The organism is Pantoea sp. 1.19 (assembly GCF_001922585.1).
GTDB lineage: Bacteria > Pseudomonadota > Gammaproteobacteria > Enterobacterales > Enterobacteriaceae > 1-19.
Genome location: NZ_MRBS01000003.1, coordinates 136243 through 152397 on the forward strand (window position 1 = coordinate 136243; position 16155 = coordinate 152397).

Below are 16155 nucleotides of genomic sequence, written 5' to 3' on the forward strand. Positions count from 1 at the left end.
GTGGCTCTGCGTCCGCGCCGCTGGACGCGGGGAGCGTCGTACAGCCCCCACTTTTTCTGACTGCGCAATCGGTTGCCGGGGTGAGCAACCGATTGCGTGCGGTTATCACAATCACAATCGCGCATCCTGGCGGGGATTGTATTTCAACACTATGATTTTAATAACAAATACGCACTCGTCTTGCTGGCACGGCAATTGCAAGACTGACACCCGGTGATGAATCCCATTCACCCGGAAATGGCCTTGTACTCACAGGATAACCGATGATGTCTGTTACTACGCGCTGCGCCATTCGCGGCACTTTTTTGGATATTTCCCACCCGGTGACCACCGCCGGCGAGCTGCCCGACGCCGTCCGCAGCCTGGAAGACGGCGTGCTGCTGCTCGAAGGCGGGCGGATTGTGGCGCTGGAGCCCTGGGAAGCCGGGCAGCGATGGATTGACGCCGCGACGCCGCTGCACGACTTGCGCGGCAAGCTGATAGTACCCGGCTTTATCGACTGTCATCTGCACTATCCGCAGACCGAGATGATTGGCGCCTTCGGCGAGCAGCTGCTCAGCTGGCTGGAACACTATACGTTTCCAACCGAACGGCAGTTTACCTGTCCGGAGTATGCGGCGGCCATCGCCACAATCTTTCTGGATCAGCTGCTGCAAAACGGCACCACCAGCGCGCTGGTGTTTGGTACGGTGCATCCGCAGTCGGTGGACGCGCTGTTCAGCGCCGCCGAAGCCCGCCAGATGCGCCTGATCGCCGGTAAGGTGATGATGGACCGCCACGCGCCCGATTATTTACTGGAGACGCCGGAGGAGAGCGAGCGGCAAACCCGCGCGCTGATCCAGCGCTGGCACGGCCGCGGCAGGCTGAACTATGCGCTAACGCCGCGCTTTGCTCCCACCTCATCGCCGGCGCTGCTGGAGAAGGTCCGTCAGCTGCGCGCCGAGTTTCCCGACGTCTGGGTGCATACCCACCTGAGTGAAAACCCGGAGGAGGTCGCCTGGGTCCGCGAACTGTTTCCCGAACGGCAAGGCTACCTCGATGTCTATCACCACTACGGCCTGACCGGCCGACGCAGCGTATTTGCTCACGCGATTCACCTCGAGGAGCCGGAGTGGCGCTGCCTGCATGATAGCGACTCGGCCATCGCTTTCTGTCCTACTTCCAACCTGTTCCTCGGGAGCGGGCTGTTTAACCTCGGTAAGCGCTGGGCGCACGGGGTCAAAATGGGCGTCGGTACGGACGTCGGGGCCGGCACCACCTTCAACATGCTGCAAACGCTGGGCGAGGCCTACAAAGTGGGTCAGCTACAGCAATACCGACTGTCGGCCTGTGAAGCACTCTATCACGCGACGCTGGGCGCGGCCGAGGCGCTGGATCTGCACGACCGCATCGGTAATTTTGCCCCCGGCAAAGAGGCCGATTTCGTGGTGCTGGAACCCGCGGCCTCGCCGCTGCAGGTTCTGCGGCTGCAGCGGTGCCACAGCGCGCTGGATAAGCTGTTTGTCCTGATGACCGTGGGCGACGATCGCAATATTGCGCAAACCTGGGTAAACGGCCAGTGTGCCTGGTCGCGTGAACAGAAGGAGGCCGCCGCATGATCCAGTTTTTATATCACCAGACGCTGATCCGCGAATCGGATCTCGATCCTACCCTGACGGTTCTTGGCTGGCTGCGCCGTCACCGACGGCAAACCGGCACCAAAGAGGGGTGTGCCTCCGGTGACTGCGGCGCCTGTACCGTCGCCGTTGGGCGAATCGAGGACGGGAAAATACGCTATGACAGCGCCAACAGCTGCCTGATGCTGGTGAGCCAGCTGCACGGAAAACAGCTGATCAGTGTAGACAATCTGCGACACGGGGGTGCGCTGCACCCGGTACAGCAGGCGCTGGCGGACGCCCACGGTTCGCAGTGCGGATTTTGCACGCCGGGGTTTGTTATGTCACTGTTTACTCTGGCTAAAAGCGGCGGCGTCAGCGATCGACACGCCATTGAGCAGGCGCTGGGAGGCAACCTGTGCCGCTGCACCGGCTACCGGCCGATCGTTGACGCCGCGCTGCAAATTTGCGCGGCTCCCTGCGTCGACAGCATTGACCCACACCCGGCGGAAACGCTGGCGCGCCTGCGCGCGCTGCATGATGGCGCGCCGGCGGGGCTGCGGTCCGGCGATCGCCAGCTGTGGATCCCGCACACGCTGGATCAGCTGGCGGCACTGAGCGAAGCGCACCCTGAGGCGCGGCTGATCGCCGGTGGCACCGATCTGATGCTGGAGGTGACCCAGCAGTATCGCGACCTGCCTCAGCTGATCATGCTGGGGGAGGTCGCCGAACTGAAGCGCTGTTATCAGACCGATGAGGGCGATCTGGTGCTTGGCGCCGGGGCGTCACTTAGCGCCGTGGAGGCATTTATCACCCCGCATCTCCCGGCCTTTGCGGCGCTGCTAACGCGCTTTGCTTCCCGGCAGGTACGCAATCAGAGCACGCTGGGTGGCAACCTCGCTAACGCCTCACCCATCGGCGACGCCGCGCCGCTGCTGCTGGCGCTCAACGCTACGCTGCGGCTGCGGCAGGGCGTGCGCGAACGCCGGCTGGCGCTTGCGGACTTCTTCCTGGACTACCGCCGTACCGCACTGCTGCCCGGCGAAGTGATGGTAGACATTATCCTGCCGGCAGTGACGTTGTCACACTCTCTGGCGGCGTGGAAAGTGTCCAAACGGCGCGAGGATGACATTTCTGCGGTCATGGGCGCGTTTAGCGCCCGGCTGGAAAACGGCCGCTTGCAGGCGGTACGCCTGGCCTGGGGCGGTATGGCCGCGACGCCCAGCCGCGCGCTCAGTACCGAGCGCCTGCTGACCGGCCAGTTGCCCGATGCGCCGACCCTGGCTGCTGCCGCGCACACCCTCAGCAAGGATTTTCAGCCGCTCAGCGACTTCCGCGCCAGCCGCGCCTATCGCCAGCAGTTAGCGCTGAGCCTGCTGCGGCGCTGGTTCCGCCAGCTGCGCGGCGAGACCGATCATGTGGAGATTACCGATTATGTCGCCTAACCCTTCCGCACAGCCTTCGCCGCTCAGTGGGCCGCCGAACGGCGGCGTTGGTCAGAGCCGCAAGCATGACAGTGCCGATCTGCAGGTGAGCGGTGAAGCACTGTACGTGGACGACCGGCCGGAGTATCCCGGTCTGCTGCATCTTGCGCCGCGCCTCAGTGAGCACGCATGCGCGCGCATACTCGGTATCGATACCGCACCCTGTTATGCCGTCCCGGGGGTAGTCAGCGTGCTGACCTGGCAAAGCGTTCCGGGGGAGCTGGACATCGGCCCGCTGGCGGCCGGCGATCCGCTGCTGGCGAAAGATACCGTCGAGTACGTCGGCCAGCTGGTGTTGGTGGTTGCCGCCGACACGCCGGAGGCGGCACGCGCCGGCGCACTGGCCGCGCACATTGACTATGCGCCGCTGCCGGCAGTGTTGACGGTTGAAGAGGCTCTGGACGCCCGGGCGTTTCTGCAAACGCCGCACGTGCATCAGCGCGGTGATGTGGATGCGGCGCTGGCCCGCGCCGCGCACCGCCTGCAGGGCGCGTTTCACATCGGTGGCCAGGAACACTTTTATCTGGAAACGCAGATTGCCCTGGTGGTGCCGGGCGAAGAGCAGGCGCTGACGGTATTTTCTTCCACGCAGCACCCGACCGAAGTGCAAAAGCTGGTCGCCTCGGTGATGGGCATCGCGCAAAACAAAGTCACCGTTGATATGCGCCGGATGGGCGGTGGGTTTGGTGGTAAAGAGACCCAGGCGGCGGGCATCGCCTGCCTGTGCGCGCTGGCGGCCGGTATCACCGGTCGACCGGCCAAAATGCGCCTGGCGCGGCGTGACGACATGCTGCTGACCGGCAAGCGCCACCCGTTTTATGTCCGCTACGACGTCGGCGTGGATGCGGAGGGGCGCTTTAGCGGCGTGCGCATCGATCTGGCCGGCAACTGCGGTTATTCGCTGGATCTCTCCGGTTCAATAGTCGACCGGGCGATGTTTCACGCGGACAATGCCTACTACCTGGGCGATGCACAGATTACCGGCTATTGTTGCCGCACTAACCTCGCGTCAAATACCGCGTTTCGCGGCTTCGGCGGTCCGCAGGGCATGGTGGCCATTGAGCAGATCATTGACCATATTGCCCGCACGCTGGGCCGCGACCCGCTTGAGATCCGCCAGCGTAACTACTACGGCAAACAGACCCGTAATGTCACTCACTATGGGCAGACCGTAGAGGACAATCTGCTGGAGGAAATGACCGCCGATCTGCTGGCCAGCAGCGACTATCTGACGCGCCGCGAGGCGGTGCGCGCTTTTAACGCCGCCAGTCCGGTGCGCAAACGCGGGCTGGCGCTGACGCCGGTCAAATTTGGCATCTCGTTCACCTCCAGCTTCCTGAATCAGGCCGGCGCGCTGCTGCTGATCTATACCGACGGTACGGTACAGCTGAATCACGGCGGCACCGAAATGGGGCAGGGGCTGAACACTAAGGTGGCGCAGATCGTCGCCGACGTGCTGCAAATCGACATAGCCACGATTCAGATTACCGCCACCGATACCGGTAAAGTGCCCAATACCTCACCCACCGCCGCCTCCAGCGGCGCTGATTTGAACGGTAAAGCAGCGCAAAACGCCGCCGAAACGCTACGCCAGCGGCTGACGGCGATGCTGTGCGAACAGTATCAGTGCGGGACCGACGCGGTGGTATTCCGGCGCGGCAGCGTGTGCGTCGGCGAGCGCAGCTTCAGCTTTGCTGAGGTCGCCCGGATGGCGTGGCTGCATCAGGTGCCGCTGTCGGCCACCGGTTACTACCGCGTACCGGGGATTTTCTACGATCGCGAAGCGGGATGCGGCACGCCGTTCTATTACTACGCTTACGGCATGGCCTGCGCCGAGGTGATCCTCGACGTGGAGACTGGAGAAAACCGTCTGCTGCGCGCCGATATTTTGCACGACGTCGGCGCCTCGCTGAACCCGGCGATAGATCTTGGCCAGGTGGAAGGGGGATTTGTACAGGGTATGGGCTGGCTGACGACCGAAGAGCTGGTATGGAACGCCGACGGCCGGCTGGTGACCGACGGTCCGGCCAGCTATAAAATTCCGGCGATCGGCGACGTGCCGGCCGATCTGCGGATACGGCTACTGGAAAACCGCCGCAATCCGCAGCAGACGGTGTACCACTCCAAGGCGGTGGGTGAACCGCCGTTTATGCTGGGGATTGCCGTCTGGTCGGCGCTGCAGGATGCGGTAGCCAGCGTAGCGGATTACCGCCAGCATCCGCTACTGGCGGCACCGGCCACGCCGGAACGCCTGTTTTGGGCCGCCCGGCGGCTGGGAGGGGCGAATGATTGCTGACTGCTGGATTGCGATCCTGGCGACGCTGCGCGACCGGCGCCAGTCCTGCGTGCTGATTACCGTATTGCAGCATCGCGGCTCGGTACCGCGCGACAGCGGAACCAAAATGGTGGTCACCGCCGATGCGCAGTACCTGACCATCGGCGGCGGTCATCTTGAGTACCAGTGCATCGCCCGGGCGCGGGCGATGCTGGCGGAGGGGACGGCCCAGCCGCTGAGCGAGCGGTTTCCACTCGGGGCGCGGCTGGGGCAGTGCTGCGGCGGGATGGCCGAGGTGCTGTTTGAACCACTGCGGCAATGCCAGCCGCACATTGCCATCTTTGGCGCCGGCCATGTTGGCCAGGCGCTGGTAGCGATCCTGCAGACGTTACCCTGTCACATCTACTGGGCCGATTCACGCACCGCGTGCACCTTGCCAGCGGTGGCAGGCGTGAGCCTGTGCCTCAGCGACGATCCACTGGCGCAGGTGGCGGCCATGCCGGTGGGCAGCTATTACGTGGTGATGACGCACGATCACGGGCTGGATCTGCAGCTGACCGAGGCCATTCTGCGCCGTGACGATGCGCGCTATGTTGGCCTGATCGGCTCGCAGACCAAGCGTCAGCGCTTTGACTACCGGCTGGCGGGAAAGGGGATCGCACCAGCGCAGCTGGCCACGCTGCGCTGCCCGATTGGACTGGCCGAGGTGCGCGGAAAACGTCCGGCGGAGATTGCGGTGTCGGTAGCTGCAGAAATCATTGCCTGTTACCAGACGGAGTGACGCGCCGCGCCGCGGCGCCCCACGGCGGTGGCGGTTAGCCCAGCGGCCCCCCGAGGATGGTCTCGCGCATGCCGCTGATGATTCGCTCACCGGTTTCGTGCTCCAGCTCCTGATACCAGGCGCGGGTGACGTCCGGCTCCAGACCGTGGGTGACGTCGCAGCGCTTGCGCGCTTTCAGCACCAACTCCGCTACCCGATCGGCGCGCTGCCGCTGATAGTGCAGCAGGGCGCCCTCAACGTCTGACGCGTGCGTTTGCAGGCTTTGCGCCAGGATAATCGCGTCTTCCATGGCGGCACAGCCGCCCTGGCCAATATCCGGGGTGGTGCTGTGGGCGGCGTCACCCAGCAGCGCCACCCGGCCTTTCACCAGCGTCGGGAAGGGATCGATATCGTGAATTTCAATGCGGTTGGTGGTGTCCGGGTCGAGGCGGGCAATCAGCGCCTGTACCGGCGGTGCCCAGCCGGCAAAATAGCGGCTCAGGTCGGCGCGCACCGTACTGCGATCCTCGGCCAGCCCCTTCGGCAGCGGCACGTCAAAAAAGAAATAGAAGCGGTTTTCCGCCACCGGCATCAGCGAGACCCGCTTACCGTCGCCCACAAAGGTGGTCCAGCAGGTGGCAGGGGCTAGGGATTCGTCGATAGCCACCAGACCGTTCCAGTTCACATAGCCGGCATAGCGCCGTTCGCGCTGCTCGCCTAGCACCCATGGACGGAGCACCGAATGGGTCCCATCAGCGGCCACCAGCACATCGCCGCGGGCTTCGCTGCCATCGTCAAAAAAAGCGGTGACCTGCTCGTCGGCGGTGGCAATATGGGTGACGCGTTTGCCAAATTGCACTGCGTCATCGCCCCAGGCCTTCAGTAGCATCTGCTGCAGCGCGGCGCGGGCGACCGGATAGGGGCGCTCACCCACCTGCTGCACCAGCGGATCCAGACTGAAGGCGGTCAGGATCTGTCCGCTGAAGCCCTCTACATAGGCCATGCTGTGCATCGGCCCGCCAATCTGCCGCAGTGGCGCTTGTAGCCCAAGCGCATTCAGGCACTTCACGCCGTTTGGCCAGATAGATATTGCCGCACCAACCGGTTTGATCGCTTTTACCGCTTCATACACCTCGGCGCGGATACCGGCCCGCCGCAGCGCCAGCGCCGCACACAATCCGCCAATACCGCCGCCAATCACAATCGCTTTCATCTGCGTCTCCTTCTTAACGTGACTGGACGCTGCAAATTGTGTACCAATACGCCAATCGGCACGGCAGAACGAAAGTTGCCGTCTGGAAACTTTCGTTGCAAGACGGCGACGCCCCTGGCCTGTGCAGCTGCATCCCTCTGGTGCAGAAAAAAATGCGCAGCCGGTCGGGAAAGGCTTTACTCTGTTAACCCACTGTTAACGTAACAACGACGGGTCCACGCTATGCCTTTTGACCTCAACCTGGCCATTCTCCTCTGCCTGGCCGCCCTCAGCTTTTTCAGCCACAACCTCACCGTCGCGATAGCGATTATGATCCTGATAGTGATTCGCATGACCCCGCTCAATGCCCTGTTTCCCTGGGTAGAAAAGCAGGGATTAACGCTTGGGATCGTGATGCTAACGGTGGCGGTAATGGCGCCGATTGCCAGCGGCTCGCTACCCGCGTCCACCCTGATCCACGCGTTTCTGCACTGGAAATCGCTGCTGGCTATCGCGGTCGGCATTGTTGTCTCGTGGATGGGCGGGCGCGGCGTGGTGCTGATGAGTAACCAGCCCACGCTGGTAGGCGGCCTGCTGGTTGGCACCCTTATCGGCGTTTCGCTGTTTCGCGGCGTGCCGGTCGGTCCACTGATCGCCGCCGGCCTGGTGTCGCTGCTGATTGGTCTGCAGGGATAAAAAAAGGGCGAGCTCGCGCTCGCCCGAAGAGGTTTACCCGCGGTTATTCGTTGATACGCGGGTGCTGATCGACCAGATTACGGCGTTTGGCTTCCAGCGCCTTAATCTGCTCGTCAATATCGTCGATTTTCTGTTCGATATTGTCGTGGTGCTCCTGCAAAATCTCGCGCGCCTCTGAAATATCCGATGCGGCCGGGGTCGCTCCGCGCAGCGGCTTGTTGGCCGTTTCGCGCATGGTCAGACCGGTTATCAGGCCGATAACCGCAATCACCATCAGATAGTAAGCCGGCATATAAAGATTCTGCGTTGCTTCTACCAGCCAGGCGGCCACGGTTGGGGTTAGACCGGCAACCAGCACCGAGATATTAAACGCGCTGGCCAGCGCACTGTAGCGGATGTGGGTCGGGAACATCGCCGGCAGGGTGGAGGCCATAACGCCGGTGAAGGAGTTCAGGATCACCGCCAGCAGCAGCAGACCGGCAAAAATCAGTCCCAGCACGCCGCTGTTGATCATCATAAAGGCCGGCACGGCCAGGCAGAACAGCGCAATGCTGCCCATAATGACAAACGGACGGCGGCCAAAGCGATCGCTTAGCAGGCCCATCATCGGCTGCACAAACAGCATACCGATCATGATGGCGATGATGATCATCACCCCGTGATCTTCCGAGTAGTGCAGGTTATGCGACAGGTAGCTTGGCATGTAAGTCAGCAGCATGTAGTAAGTGACGTTGGTGGCAATCACCAGGCCAATACAGGTCAGCAGGCTTTTCCAGTGCTTCGTGGCAATCTCTTTAAAGGAGACTTTTGGTCCTTCGGTCAGCCCTTCGCGATCGCCCTGTTCCATTTTCTCTACATGCTGTTGGAACGCCGGCGTCTCTTCCAGCGCATGGCGCAGATAGAGGCCAATAATGCCCAGCGGCAGGGCGAGGAAGAACGGAATACGCCAGCCCCATTCGAGGAAGCGCGCCTCACCCAGCACGGCAGAGATCAGAACCACCACGCCGGCACCGAGCACAAAGCCGGCGATAGAGCCAAAGTCCAGCCAGCTGCCCATAAAGCCGCGCTTGCGGTCCGGAGAGTACTCCGCCACGAAGATAGAGGCGCCGGTGTACTCGCCGCCGACCGAGAAGCCCTGGGCCATCTTACACACCAGCAGCAGAATCGGTGCCCAGATGCCAATGCTGGCATAACCGGGTATTAACCCGATAGCAAAGGTACTGAGTGACATGATAATGATGGTGATCGCCAGAATGCGCTGACGACCATACTTGTCACCGAGCATGCCGAAGAACAAGCCGCCCAGAGGGCGAATCAGGAAGGGGACGGAAAAGGTTGCCAGGGCGGCAATCATTTGGGTGCCGGGATCGGCACCGGGAAAAAAGACCTTACCTAAGGCATAGGCGACAAAGCCATATACGCCAAAATCAAACCACTCCATCGCGTTACCGAGCGACGCGGCGGTGATGGCCTTTTTCAACCTGGCATCATCAATGATGGTTACGTCCTTCAAACCAATAGGTTTTACACGCTTCCTACGTAGTTTCATATAGAACACCCTGTGATCTGTTATATACACTGTTTTCAACTGCAAAAGCGTTGCAGCCACGCTGAAAACACGATGATCCTCATGACCATCCAGCACCCTCGCTTGCCATAAACGGTGAGGGTGCGCGCACAAAGTATACCTGCTGTTAACCGAACAGCCTAATTTGAGAAGGTGATCACATTGAATAGGTTAAATATTCTCCATTTTCATTGCGTCGTGTTGCCTGCGGCACCCCGCGCGATCGGCTACCCTTATGCCATGACGTCATAACCCGACGGGAGGATATATGACCGCGTTCAAAGGCAACAAGCAGGCGCTACCGGTTAAATACTGCGAAGTCTGCCACCGCCCGATGACCTGGCGGAAGAAGTGGGAAAAAAACTGGGAGCAGGTGCGCTACTGCTCGGAGCGCTGCCGGCGCGCCCGATCCCGGCCGCCTTCAGGCGCCTGAGCCGCCCTGGCAAATCCGCAGGATCGCGTATAATTAGGCGTGCTATTACTGCCTGATAAAGGAACGCGCGATGACACTGCCGATGCTGGCGCTACCGCCGCTATGACCGACACCCGACTCTATCTGTTTACCGACGATCTGCGACTGGCGGATAACCCGGCCCTCACCGCCGCCTGTCAGGAAGCCTCCGCACTGCTGCCGGTCTGTTTTGCGCCCGCCGCGCCGCCGCTGACCCGCTGGGGATTTACCCGTACGCACCCGCGACGCACGCGCTTTCAGCGTCAGGCGCTGGCCGACCTCGATCGCGCCCTGCGCGAGCGCGGCAGCGCCCTGCGGGTGCTCCCCGCCGGCAATGAAGCAGAGGCCCTCGGCGATCTGCTGCGTCAGCTCGGCGGTGGGACGATCGTTGCTCAGGCGGCGGCCACGCCGGAGGAAGCGCAGCGCCTGCAGCGGCTGCGGGACGCCGGTTTACCGTTAAACACCCACTGGCAAGCCACCCTGTTTTCCCCCGCCCGGTTGCCTTTTTCACCCGACGCGCTGCCGGATCAGTTTACGCCGTTTCGCCAGCGGCTGGAGAAAGCCGCGGTGCGCCCGGCCGCACCGCTGCCGCCGCCAGCACTGCCGCCCTGGCCGTCCAGGCTGATGCCCGATGCGGCGCCGCTCCCCTGGCCGGCGAGTGCGGAAGGGGATGCACGCGCCAGTTTTCCCGCCCACTTGCCCACATTTTATGGCGGTTCTGCCGCCGCCGCCGGGCATCTGCAACGCTGGTTTTCTGACGCGCGCGCGCGGCATTACAAAGCCACGCGAAACGGACTCACCGGGATCGATTTTTCCACCAAGTTTTCACCGTGGCTGGCGCAGGGCGCGCTCTCTGCGCGGCAAATTTACGCCGCCTGCCAGCGTTATCACGACGAGCAGGGCGCCAATGAGGGCACCGACTGGCTGATTGTTGAACTGCTGTGGCGTGACTATTTCCACATTCTGCAGCGAAAATATGGCGTCAGGCTGTGGCAGGCCGGCGGTCTGCGCGGTGATGAGGAAAGCCGGGGCGATCCGGCGGCCTTCACCGCCTGGTGTGAAGCGCGCACCGGCGATCCGCTGGTGGATGCCGGCATGCGCGAGCTGCGCACCACCGGCTACCTTAGCAACCGCATGCGGCAGATTGTGGCCAGCGCGCTGATTTACGACGGCGGCGGCGACTGGCGCGCCGGCGCCGCCTGGTTTGAACACCACCTGATCGATTTTGATCCGGCGGTTAACCAGGGCAACTGGCTCTATATCGCCGGACGCGGCACCGACCCGCGCGGTGGCCGCCATTTCAATACCCAAAAGCAGGCCGAACATTACGATAGCGAGGGGGCTTACCGCGCACTCTGGAGGCAGGATTGACCGAACTGAGACTGATTTTAGGCGATCAGCTAAATCCGCAGCACAGCTGGTTTAGCCGTCGGGATAAGCGGGTGATCTATCTGCTGCTCGAGCTGCAGCAGGAGACGGCATACGTTAAACACCACGCGCAGAAGGTACTGGCTATCTTTGCCGCGATGCGCGATTTTGCCCGCCAGCTTAAAGCGCAGGGGCACCGGGTGCGCTATGTGAAGCTCGGCGACGCGGCCAATCGCGGATCGCTGACCGACAACCTCGACGCGCTGATAACCCACTATCAGGCGGAGCGCGTCAGCTGGCAGGAACCGGACGAGTGGCGACTGGATCGTCAGCTGCGCGACTGGGCCAGCCAGCATGCCGTGGCAACCCACTGCGTGAGCAGCGAACATTTTTTTACCGACCGCGATGAGGTAGGCACCTTTTTTGACGGGCGAAAAAGCTGGCGAATGGAGCATTTTTACCGCCATATGCGCCGCCAGTTTCGCATTTTACTGCAGGATGACGATACGCCAGTTGGTCAACAGTGGAACTTCGACAAAGAGAACCGCAAGCGCTGGCCCGGCCAGCCGGCGGCGCCGAGCGATCGGCGGCCGCACGCCGATCGCTCGGCGCTGTGGCAGGAGATAGTGGATCAGCAGGTGGTAACCTTTGGCGACCCGCAGGCGGAGCGGTTTCGCTGGCCGCTGAATCGCGATCAGGCGCTGGCACAGCTCGATCACTTTATCCAGCAGGTGCTGCCGGAGTTTGGCCACTGGCAGGACGCGATGCACCGCGGCGAGCATTACCTGTTCCACTCGCTGCTGTCGTTTGCGCTGAACAGCAAAATGCTGACGCCAGGGGAAGTGGTGGATCGCGCGGAGCAGGCGTGGCGCGCCGGCCGGGCACCGCTGGCCGCCTGCGAGGGCTTTATCCGGCAGATCCTCGGCTGGCGTGAGTACGTGCGCGGCATTTACTGGGCGAAGATGCCGGCATACCGCGAGCTGAACGTCTTTGATAATCAGCAACCGCTGCCGGACTGGTTCTGGACCGGTAAGACACGGATGCGCTGCCTGGCGGAGTCCATCGGCCAGTCGCTCAGCGACGCCTATGCCCACCATATTCAGCGGCTGATGGTGATTGGCAATTTCTCGCTGCTGGCCGGCCTGTCACCGCAGGCGGTTCACGAATGGTATCTCGGCGTCTATATCGACGCCTTTGAGTGGGTCGAGCTGCCGAATACGCTGGGCATGAGTCAGTTTGCCGATGGTGGCCTGCTGGCCAGCAAGCCCTACGTCTCCAGTGCCGCCTACATCAATAAAATGAGCAACTACTGCCAGAGCTGCCACTACGCGGCCGGAGAGCGCACCGGCGACCGTGCCTGCCCGTTTAACGCGCTGTACTGGGATTTCTTCGCCCGCCAGCGCGACTGGCTGGAGAATAATGCCCGCCTGCCGTTTGTCTGGGCCCACCTCGACAAGATGAGCGAAGAGGAACGACAGGCAATGACGGCGCGCGCCGCTCAGCTGCGCGACCGGCTCGATAGCTTATAGCGGGCGCTGAGGGGCACGGCGGCTAAGCGGTTTTTTCCGCCCATCCGCCCGTCTCGCCCCGTGCGGGCTGGACGGCGCCCGGCACATCGGCGACACTGGGACAAATTGCTTGCTCAACGGATTGTTATGTCACTGAAAGCTATCGCGAAAGAGCTGGGCCTTTCCGTCACCACCGTCAGTCGCGCGCTGAACGGCTACCAGGATGTGTCCGCCGACACCCGCGCCAGGGTGGAGGCCGAGGCGCAGCGGCGCGGTTACCGGCCCAATACCTTCGCCCGCCGTCTGAAAATGGGGACCATTGACGCGGTAGGGCTGGTGTTCCCGGTTAATCCGGTGCCGCTCAACAACAGCGTGTTTATGGAGATGGTCGGGGAGATCAGTCATGAGCTGGCGCGGCATGAAATTGACCTGCTGCTGATCGCCGATGACGATCGTGGCTGCCAGCACAGCTACATGCGTACCGTCGAGAGTCGGCGCGTAGATGCGCTGATTATCGCCCATACCCTGGATGAGGATCCGCGCCTGCAGCAGCTGCAGCAGGCGCGTTTTCCATTTTTGGCTCTGGGGCGCAGCCAGCTCAGCCAGCCTTACGCGTGGTTTGACTTTGATAACTACGCCGGCACCTGGCAGGCAACGCGACATCTGATAGCCCGCGGCCACCGGTGTATCGCGCTACTGGGGGAGCAGAATCAGCAGGCGTTTATCACTCAGCGGCGCAATGGCTATCGGGATGCGCTTCGCGAGGCCGGGCTGTCGGAACGCTGGCTGCGTCAGTTACCGCCCAGCCGCAAAGCCGGTTACCAGACGACGCTGGCGCTGCTGGCTGAGCCCGAGCCGCCGACCGCCATTGTTACCGATTGCAATGCTACCGGTGATGGCGCGGCAATGGCGCTGGCCCAGTGTGGCCGGCTGGTCGGTGACGATGCGGTGGCGCTGGTGATGTATGACGGTCTGCCGCAGGACAGCATTGTCGATATCGACGTGGCCGCCATTCTGCAGGGCACCCGCGCCGGCGTTGGGGTGCAAATTGCCACGATGGTGCGCGCGCTGATTGCCGGCGAAGATTTGGCCCGGCTGCAGGTGCTGTGGCAGCCGGATTTCCGCCCGGGCGTCACCGCCTGAGCGCCCTGACAGGGCACCCCCACGCGGCAGAACAGTGCTTCGGTCGCGTTACCGAGGCTGAAAGGAGCCCAACGATGCGACGTTGTTTTTATCTTACCGCGCTTACCCTGCTGACGCTCTGCGTACAGCCTGCCGGTGCCACCTCCACGCCGCAGCAAGTCGCGCAGCAGGTGGAGGCGCAGCTGCCGGGACGGGTGGGGTATGCCGAGCTGGATCTGGCCAGCGGCCAGCTGCTCAGCGGCTGGCGGGCACAGGCGCGTTTTCCACTCAACAGTACCTTTAAAGTACTGCTGTGCGCCGCGGTGCTGGCGCGCGTTGATGCCGGGCAGGAACAGCTGGCGCGGCGCATTCGCTATCTGCCCGGCGATCTGGTGGCGTGGTCGCCGGTAACCGAACGCCACCTCGCCGACGGCATGCGGGTGGATGCGTTATGCCATGCTGCGATAACCGTCAGTGATAACACGGCCGCCAACCTGCTGCTCAACACGCTGGGCGGTCCGTCGGCGCTCACCGCCTTTTTACGCCGCATCGGTGATACCGAGACCCGACTGGACCGCTGGGAGCCGGCGCTGAACAGCGCTGAACCCGGCGATGTGCGGGATACCACTACGCCGGAGCGTTTGGCGCGCACCCTGCGCCGGTTGATCGACGGCAACACGCTATCGGCCGCGTCGCGACAGCAGCTACTGGCATGGATGGAGGCCGATAGCGTCGGCGGTCCACTGCTGCGCTCGGTGTTGCCACCGGGTTGGTATATTGCCGATAAAACCGGCGCGGGGGAGCATGGTTCGCGCGGCATCGTGGCGCTGCTGGGCCCCGGGGGCACCCCGACGCGAATTGTGGTGATTTTTCTGACTGATAATCCGGCGTCGCTGGACGTGCGCAACCAGCACATTGCCCGGCTTGGCGCGTCGCTGATTGCGCACTGGTCATCACCGCACTGATCGCGCAGCGCGCTGGCATCCGCCCGGAGGTGCGGGCTGTCGCGATGAGGATATCTACCGCGTGCGGCCCCATCGATCAGCGCTCAGCGCCGCCGCCCGGCGTTTGCAGGGCCGCGTAGTCCGCGTCATCCACCGGCTCCAGCCACGTATTGGACGCCCCCTCAGCGGGCACCTCCACCGCCAGATGCGCAAACCAGCTGTCGCTGGCCGCGCCGTGCCAGTGCTTCGTACCGGGAGCAATGTGGACCACATCGCCGGCCACCAGTGGCCGGGCGGGGCAGTTCCATTCCTGATACCAGCCGCGTCCTCCGGTCACCAGCAGAATTTGTCCGCCTTGGTGGTGAATATGCCAGTGGTTGCGGCATCCGGGTTCAAACACCACGTTACCGATCGTCACCCCGGTCGTGGAGAGCATCGTAAGGTAGCTTGTCCCCTGAAAGTAGTCTGCCCAGGCATCATTTCTGGGGCCTTTCGGGAAAATTCCGTTACCATCAAAGTGGTCAGTCATTGCGTCTCTCCTGCAGAGTTAAAGGGTATCGAGAATGTATCGCGCATCCGCAGCCGTCCGCCCGTCGCAGACTGAAGACACCATCGTGATGATCTGTTGCAACTGTTCCCGCGTCAGCCCGCTATGCAGGCTGATGGCGAAATGGCTGCGTAGCTGATTGCTTACGCCTGACATCGCCGTCAGCGCCGCAACCGTCGCCAGTTCTCGTGTTGGCCAGTCCACGACATCGCGCTGAAAGATGTCGCCAAACAGGTGCGATTTGAGAAACTGACAATGGCCGGGGCAAAATCAAAGAGGCCACCGGTCACGGGCCCTCCCACCAGTCGGGTCTGATTATCCCGGCCGGCAGCGAGACTGTCCCAGTCGGGGGGTGGCGGTGATGCTGTGGGACCCACCGGATCCCGGGTGCCGGCCTGACGGCGGGCGTTAACCACGGCCATCAGCGTGGCCAGCGCATTCAGGCTGCGGGGAAAGCCACAGTAGGCATACAGCTGAACCAGAATTTCCTGTATTTCGTTCACCGTCAGGCCGCTGTCAAGGCCGTGATGCAGCGCCATTTCCAGTCCGACGAGATCGCCGTACGCGGTCAGTGCAGCGAGCTTAACCATGGCCTGCTGCGGTACGTTTAGGGGAGCGGTCATATGCTATCTCCTGGTATTATGCC

At 62.7% G+C, this 16155-nt stretch carries 15 protein-coding genes; 10 read left to right on the forward strand and 5 right to left on the reverse strand.

Going from position 1 to position 16155, the window contains the following annotated elements:
- The first annotated feature begins 266 nt into the window (after nt 1-266).
- The 4 genes from guaD to xdhC are packed head-to-tail and all read left to right on the forward strand — an operon-like array spanning nt 267 to nt 6135.
- Nucleotides 267-1598, forward strand: a complete 1332-nt coding sequence (gene guaD / locus BS626_RS07290) for a guanine deaminase (protein ID WP_075182086.1) — start codon at nt 267-269, stop codon at nt 1596-1598.
- Entirely contained in the window at nt 1595-3040 is a 1446-nt protein-coding gene (gene xdhA / locus BS626_RS07295; RefSeq protein ID WP_075181733.1) for a xanthine dehydrogenase small subunit, read from the forward strand. The genes guaD and xdhA overlap by 4 nt, the downstream gene beginning before the upstream one ends.
- Nucleotides 3030-5375: a xanthine dehydrogenase molybdopterin binding subunit gene (gene xdhB / locus BS626_RS07300; RefSeq protein ID WP_075181734.1), complete on the forward strand. Its 2346-nt coding sequence runs from the start codon at nt 3030-3032 to the stop codon at nt 5373-5375. Before xdhA ends, xdhB begins: the two co-directional genes overlap by 11 nt.
- On the forward strand, nt 5365-6135 hold the full coding sequence (gene xdhC / locus BS626_RS07305) for a xanthine dehydrogenase accessory protein XdhC (RefSeq protein ID WP_075181735.1): 771 nt from the start codon (nt 5365-5367) through the stop codon (nt 6133-6135). Before xdhB ends, xdhC begins: the two co-directional genes overlap by 11 nt.
- Before the next feature lie 34 nt (nt 6136-6169).
- On the opposite strand, the gene hpxO is transcribed toward xdhC, so the two are convergent.
- Nucleotides 6170-7327 (reverse strand): FAD-dependent urate hydroxylase HpxO, encoded by a 1158-nt coding sequence (hpxO, locus tag BS626_RS07310; protein WP_075181736.1) that lies wholly within the window; start codon nt 7325-7327, stop codon nt 6170-6172.
- Nucleotides 7328-7549: 222 nt separating this feature from the next.
- On the opposite strand from hpxO, the gene BS626_RS07315 reads away from it, so the two are divergent.
- Nucleotides 7550-8002 (forward strand): DUF441 domain-containing protein, encoded by a 453-nt coding sequence (locus BS626_RS07315; RefSeq protein ID WP_075181737.1) that lies wholly within the window; start codon nt 7550-7552, stop codon nt 8000-8002.
- Between the two features lie 43 nt (nt 8003-8045).
- Here BS626_RS07315 and proP read toward each other — a convergent pair whose 3' ends face one another.
- A complete protein-coding gene (proP, locus tag BS626_RS07320; RefSeq protein ID WP_075181738.1) occupies nt 8046-9551 on the reverse strand; it encodes a glycine betaine/L-proline transporter ProP in 1506 nt (501 codons plus the stop codon).
- A 286-nt stretch (nt 9552-9837) separates the two neighbouring features.
- Here proP and BS626_RS07325 point away from each other — a divergent pair, with 286 nt between their 5' ends.
- The 5 genes from BS626_RS07325 to bla all read left to right on the forward strand — a co-directional run bounded on the left by BS626_RS07325 (nt 9838) and on the right by bla (nt 14983).
- Entirely contained in the window at nt 9838-10002 is a 165-nt protein-coding gene (locus tag BS626_RS07325) for a DUF2256 domain-containing protein (protein WP_075181739.1), read from the forward strand.
- 102 nt (nt 10003-10104) lie between these two features.
- Nucleotides 10105-11391, forward strand: coding sequence for a DASH family cryptochrome (locus BS626_RS07330; protein WP_075182087.1), 1287 nt, complete (start codon nt 10105-10107; stop codon nt 11389-11391).
- A complete protein-coding gene (locus tag BS626_RS07335; protein ID WP_075181740.1) occupies nt 11388-12917 on the forward strand; it encodes a cryptochrome/photolyase family protein in 1530 nt (509 codons plus the stop codon). The genes BS626_RS07330 and BS626_RS07335 overlap by 4 nt, the downstream gene beginning before the upstream one ends.
- Before the next feature lie 126 nt (nt 12918-13043).
- Nucleotides 13044-14039 carry a substrate-binding domain-containing protein gene (locus BS626_RS07340; RefSeq protein ID WP_075181741.1) on the forward strand — a complete coding sequence of 332 codons (996 nt, stop codon included), beginning with the start codon at nt 13044-13046 and terminating at the stop codon, nt 14037-14039.
- 74 nt (nt 14040-14113) lie between these two features.
- Nucleotides 14114-14983: a class A beta-lactamase gene (bla, locus tag BS626_RS07345; protein WP_075181742.1), complete on the forward strand. Its 870-nt coding sequence runs from the start codon at nt 14114-14116 to the stop codon at nt 14981-14983.
- A 76-nt stretch (nt 14984-15059) separates the two neighbouring features.
- Here bla and BS626_RS07350 read toward each other — a convergent pair whose 3' ends face one another.
- Genes BS626_RS07350 through BS626_RS07355 form a run of 3 tightly spaced genes read right to left on the reverse strand, consistent with a single transcriptional unit; the run spans nt 15060 to nt 16132 of the window.
- Entirely contained in the window at nt 15060-15491 is a 432-nt protein-coding gene (locus BS626_RS07350; protein WP_075181743.1) for a cupin domain-containing protein, read from the reverse strand.
- Nucleotides 15492-15509: 18 nt separating this feature from the next.
- Nucleotides 15510-15713: a carboxymuconolactone decarboxylase family protein gene (locus BS626_RS18770; RefSeq protein ID WP_240494277.1), complete on the reverse strand. Its 204-nt coding sequence runs from the start codon at nt 15711-15713 to the stop codon at nt 15510-15512.
- Nucleotides 15671-16132, reverse strand: coding sequence for a carboxymuconolactone decarboxylase family protein (locus tag BS626_RS07355; protein ID WP_240494278.1), 462 nt, complete (start codon nt 16130-16132; stop codon nt 15671-15673). The genes BS626_RS18770 and BS626_RS07355 overlap by 43 nt, the downstream gene beginning before the upstream one ends.
- Nucleotides 16133-16155: the final 23 nt, after the last annotated feature.

What these genes read in the sequence shown, in the direction of transcription:
- guaD (WP_075182086.1), top strand. Translation starts at nt 267, where the DNA reads ATGTCTGTTACTACGCGCTGCGCCATTCGCGGCACTTTTTTGGATATT.
- xdhA (WP_075181733.1), top strand. Translation starts at nt 1,595, where the DNA reads ATGATCCAGTTTTTATATCACCAGACGCTGATCCGCGAATCGGATCTC.
- xdhB (WP_075181734.1), top strand. Translation starts at nt 3,030, where the DNA reads ATGTCGCCTAACCCTTCCGCACAGCCTTCGCCGCTCAGTGGGCCGCCG.
- xdhC (WP_075181735.1), top strand. Translation starts at nt 5,365, where the DNA reads ATGATTGCTGACTGCTGGATTGCGATCCTGGCGACGCTGCGCGACCGG.
- hpxO (WP_075181736.1), bottom strand. Translation starts at nt 7,327, where the DNA reads ATGAAAGCGATTGTGATTGGCGGCGGTATTGGCGGATTGTGTGCGGCG.
- BS626_RS07315 (WP_075181737.1), top strand. Translation starts at nt 7,550, where the DNA reads ATGCCTTTTGACCTCAACCTGGCCATTCTCCTCTGCCTGGCCGCCCTC.
- proP (WP_075181738.1), bottom strand. Translation starts at nt 9,551, where the DNA reads ATGAAACTACGTAGGAAGCGTGTAAAACCTATTGGTTTGAAGGACGTA.
- BS626_RS07325 (WP_075181739.1), top strand. Translation starts at nt 9,838, where the DNA reads ATGACCGCGTTCAAAGGCAACAAGCAGGCGCTACCGGTTAAATACTGC.
- BS626_RS07330 (WP_075182087.1), top strand. Translation starts at nt 10,105, where the DNA reads ATGACCGACACCCGACTCTATCTGTTTACCGACGATCTGCGACTGGCG.
- BS626_RS07340 (WP_075181741.1), top strand. Translation starts at nt 13,044, where the DNA reads ATGTCACTGAAAGCTATCGCGAAAGAGCTGGGCCTTTCCGTCACCACC.
- bla (WP_075181742.1), top strand. Translation starts at nt 14,114, where the DNA reads ATGCGACGTTGTTTTTATCTTACCGCGCTTACCCTGCTGACGCTCTGC.
- BS626_RS07350 (WP_075181743.1), bottom strand. Translation starts at nt 15,491, where the DNA reads ATGACTGACCACTTTGATGGTAACGGAATTTTCCCGAAAGGCCCCAGA.
- BS626_RS07355 (WP_240494278.1), bottom strand. Translation starts at nt 16,132, where the DNA reads ATGACCGCTCCCCTAAACGTACCGCAGCAGGCCATGGTTAAGCTCGCT.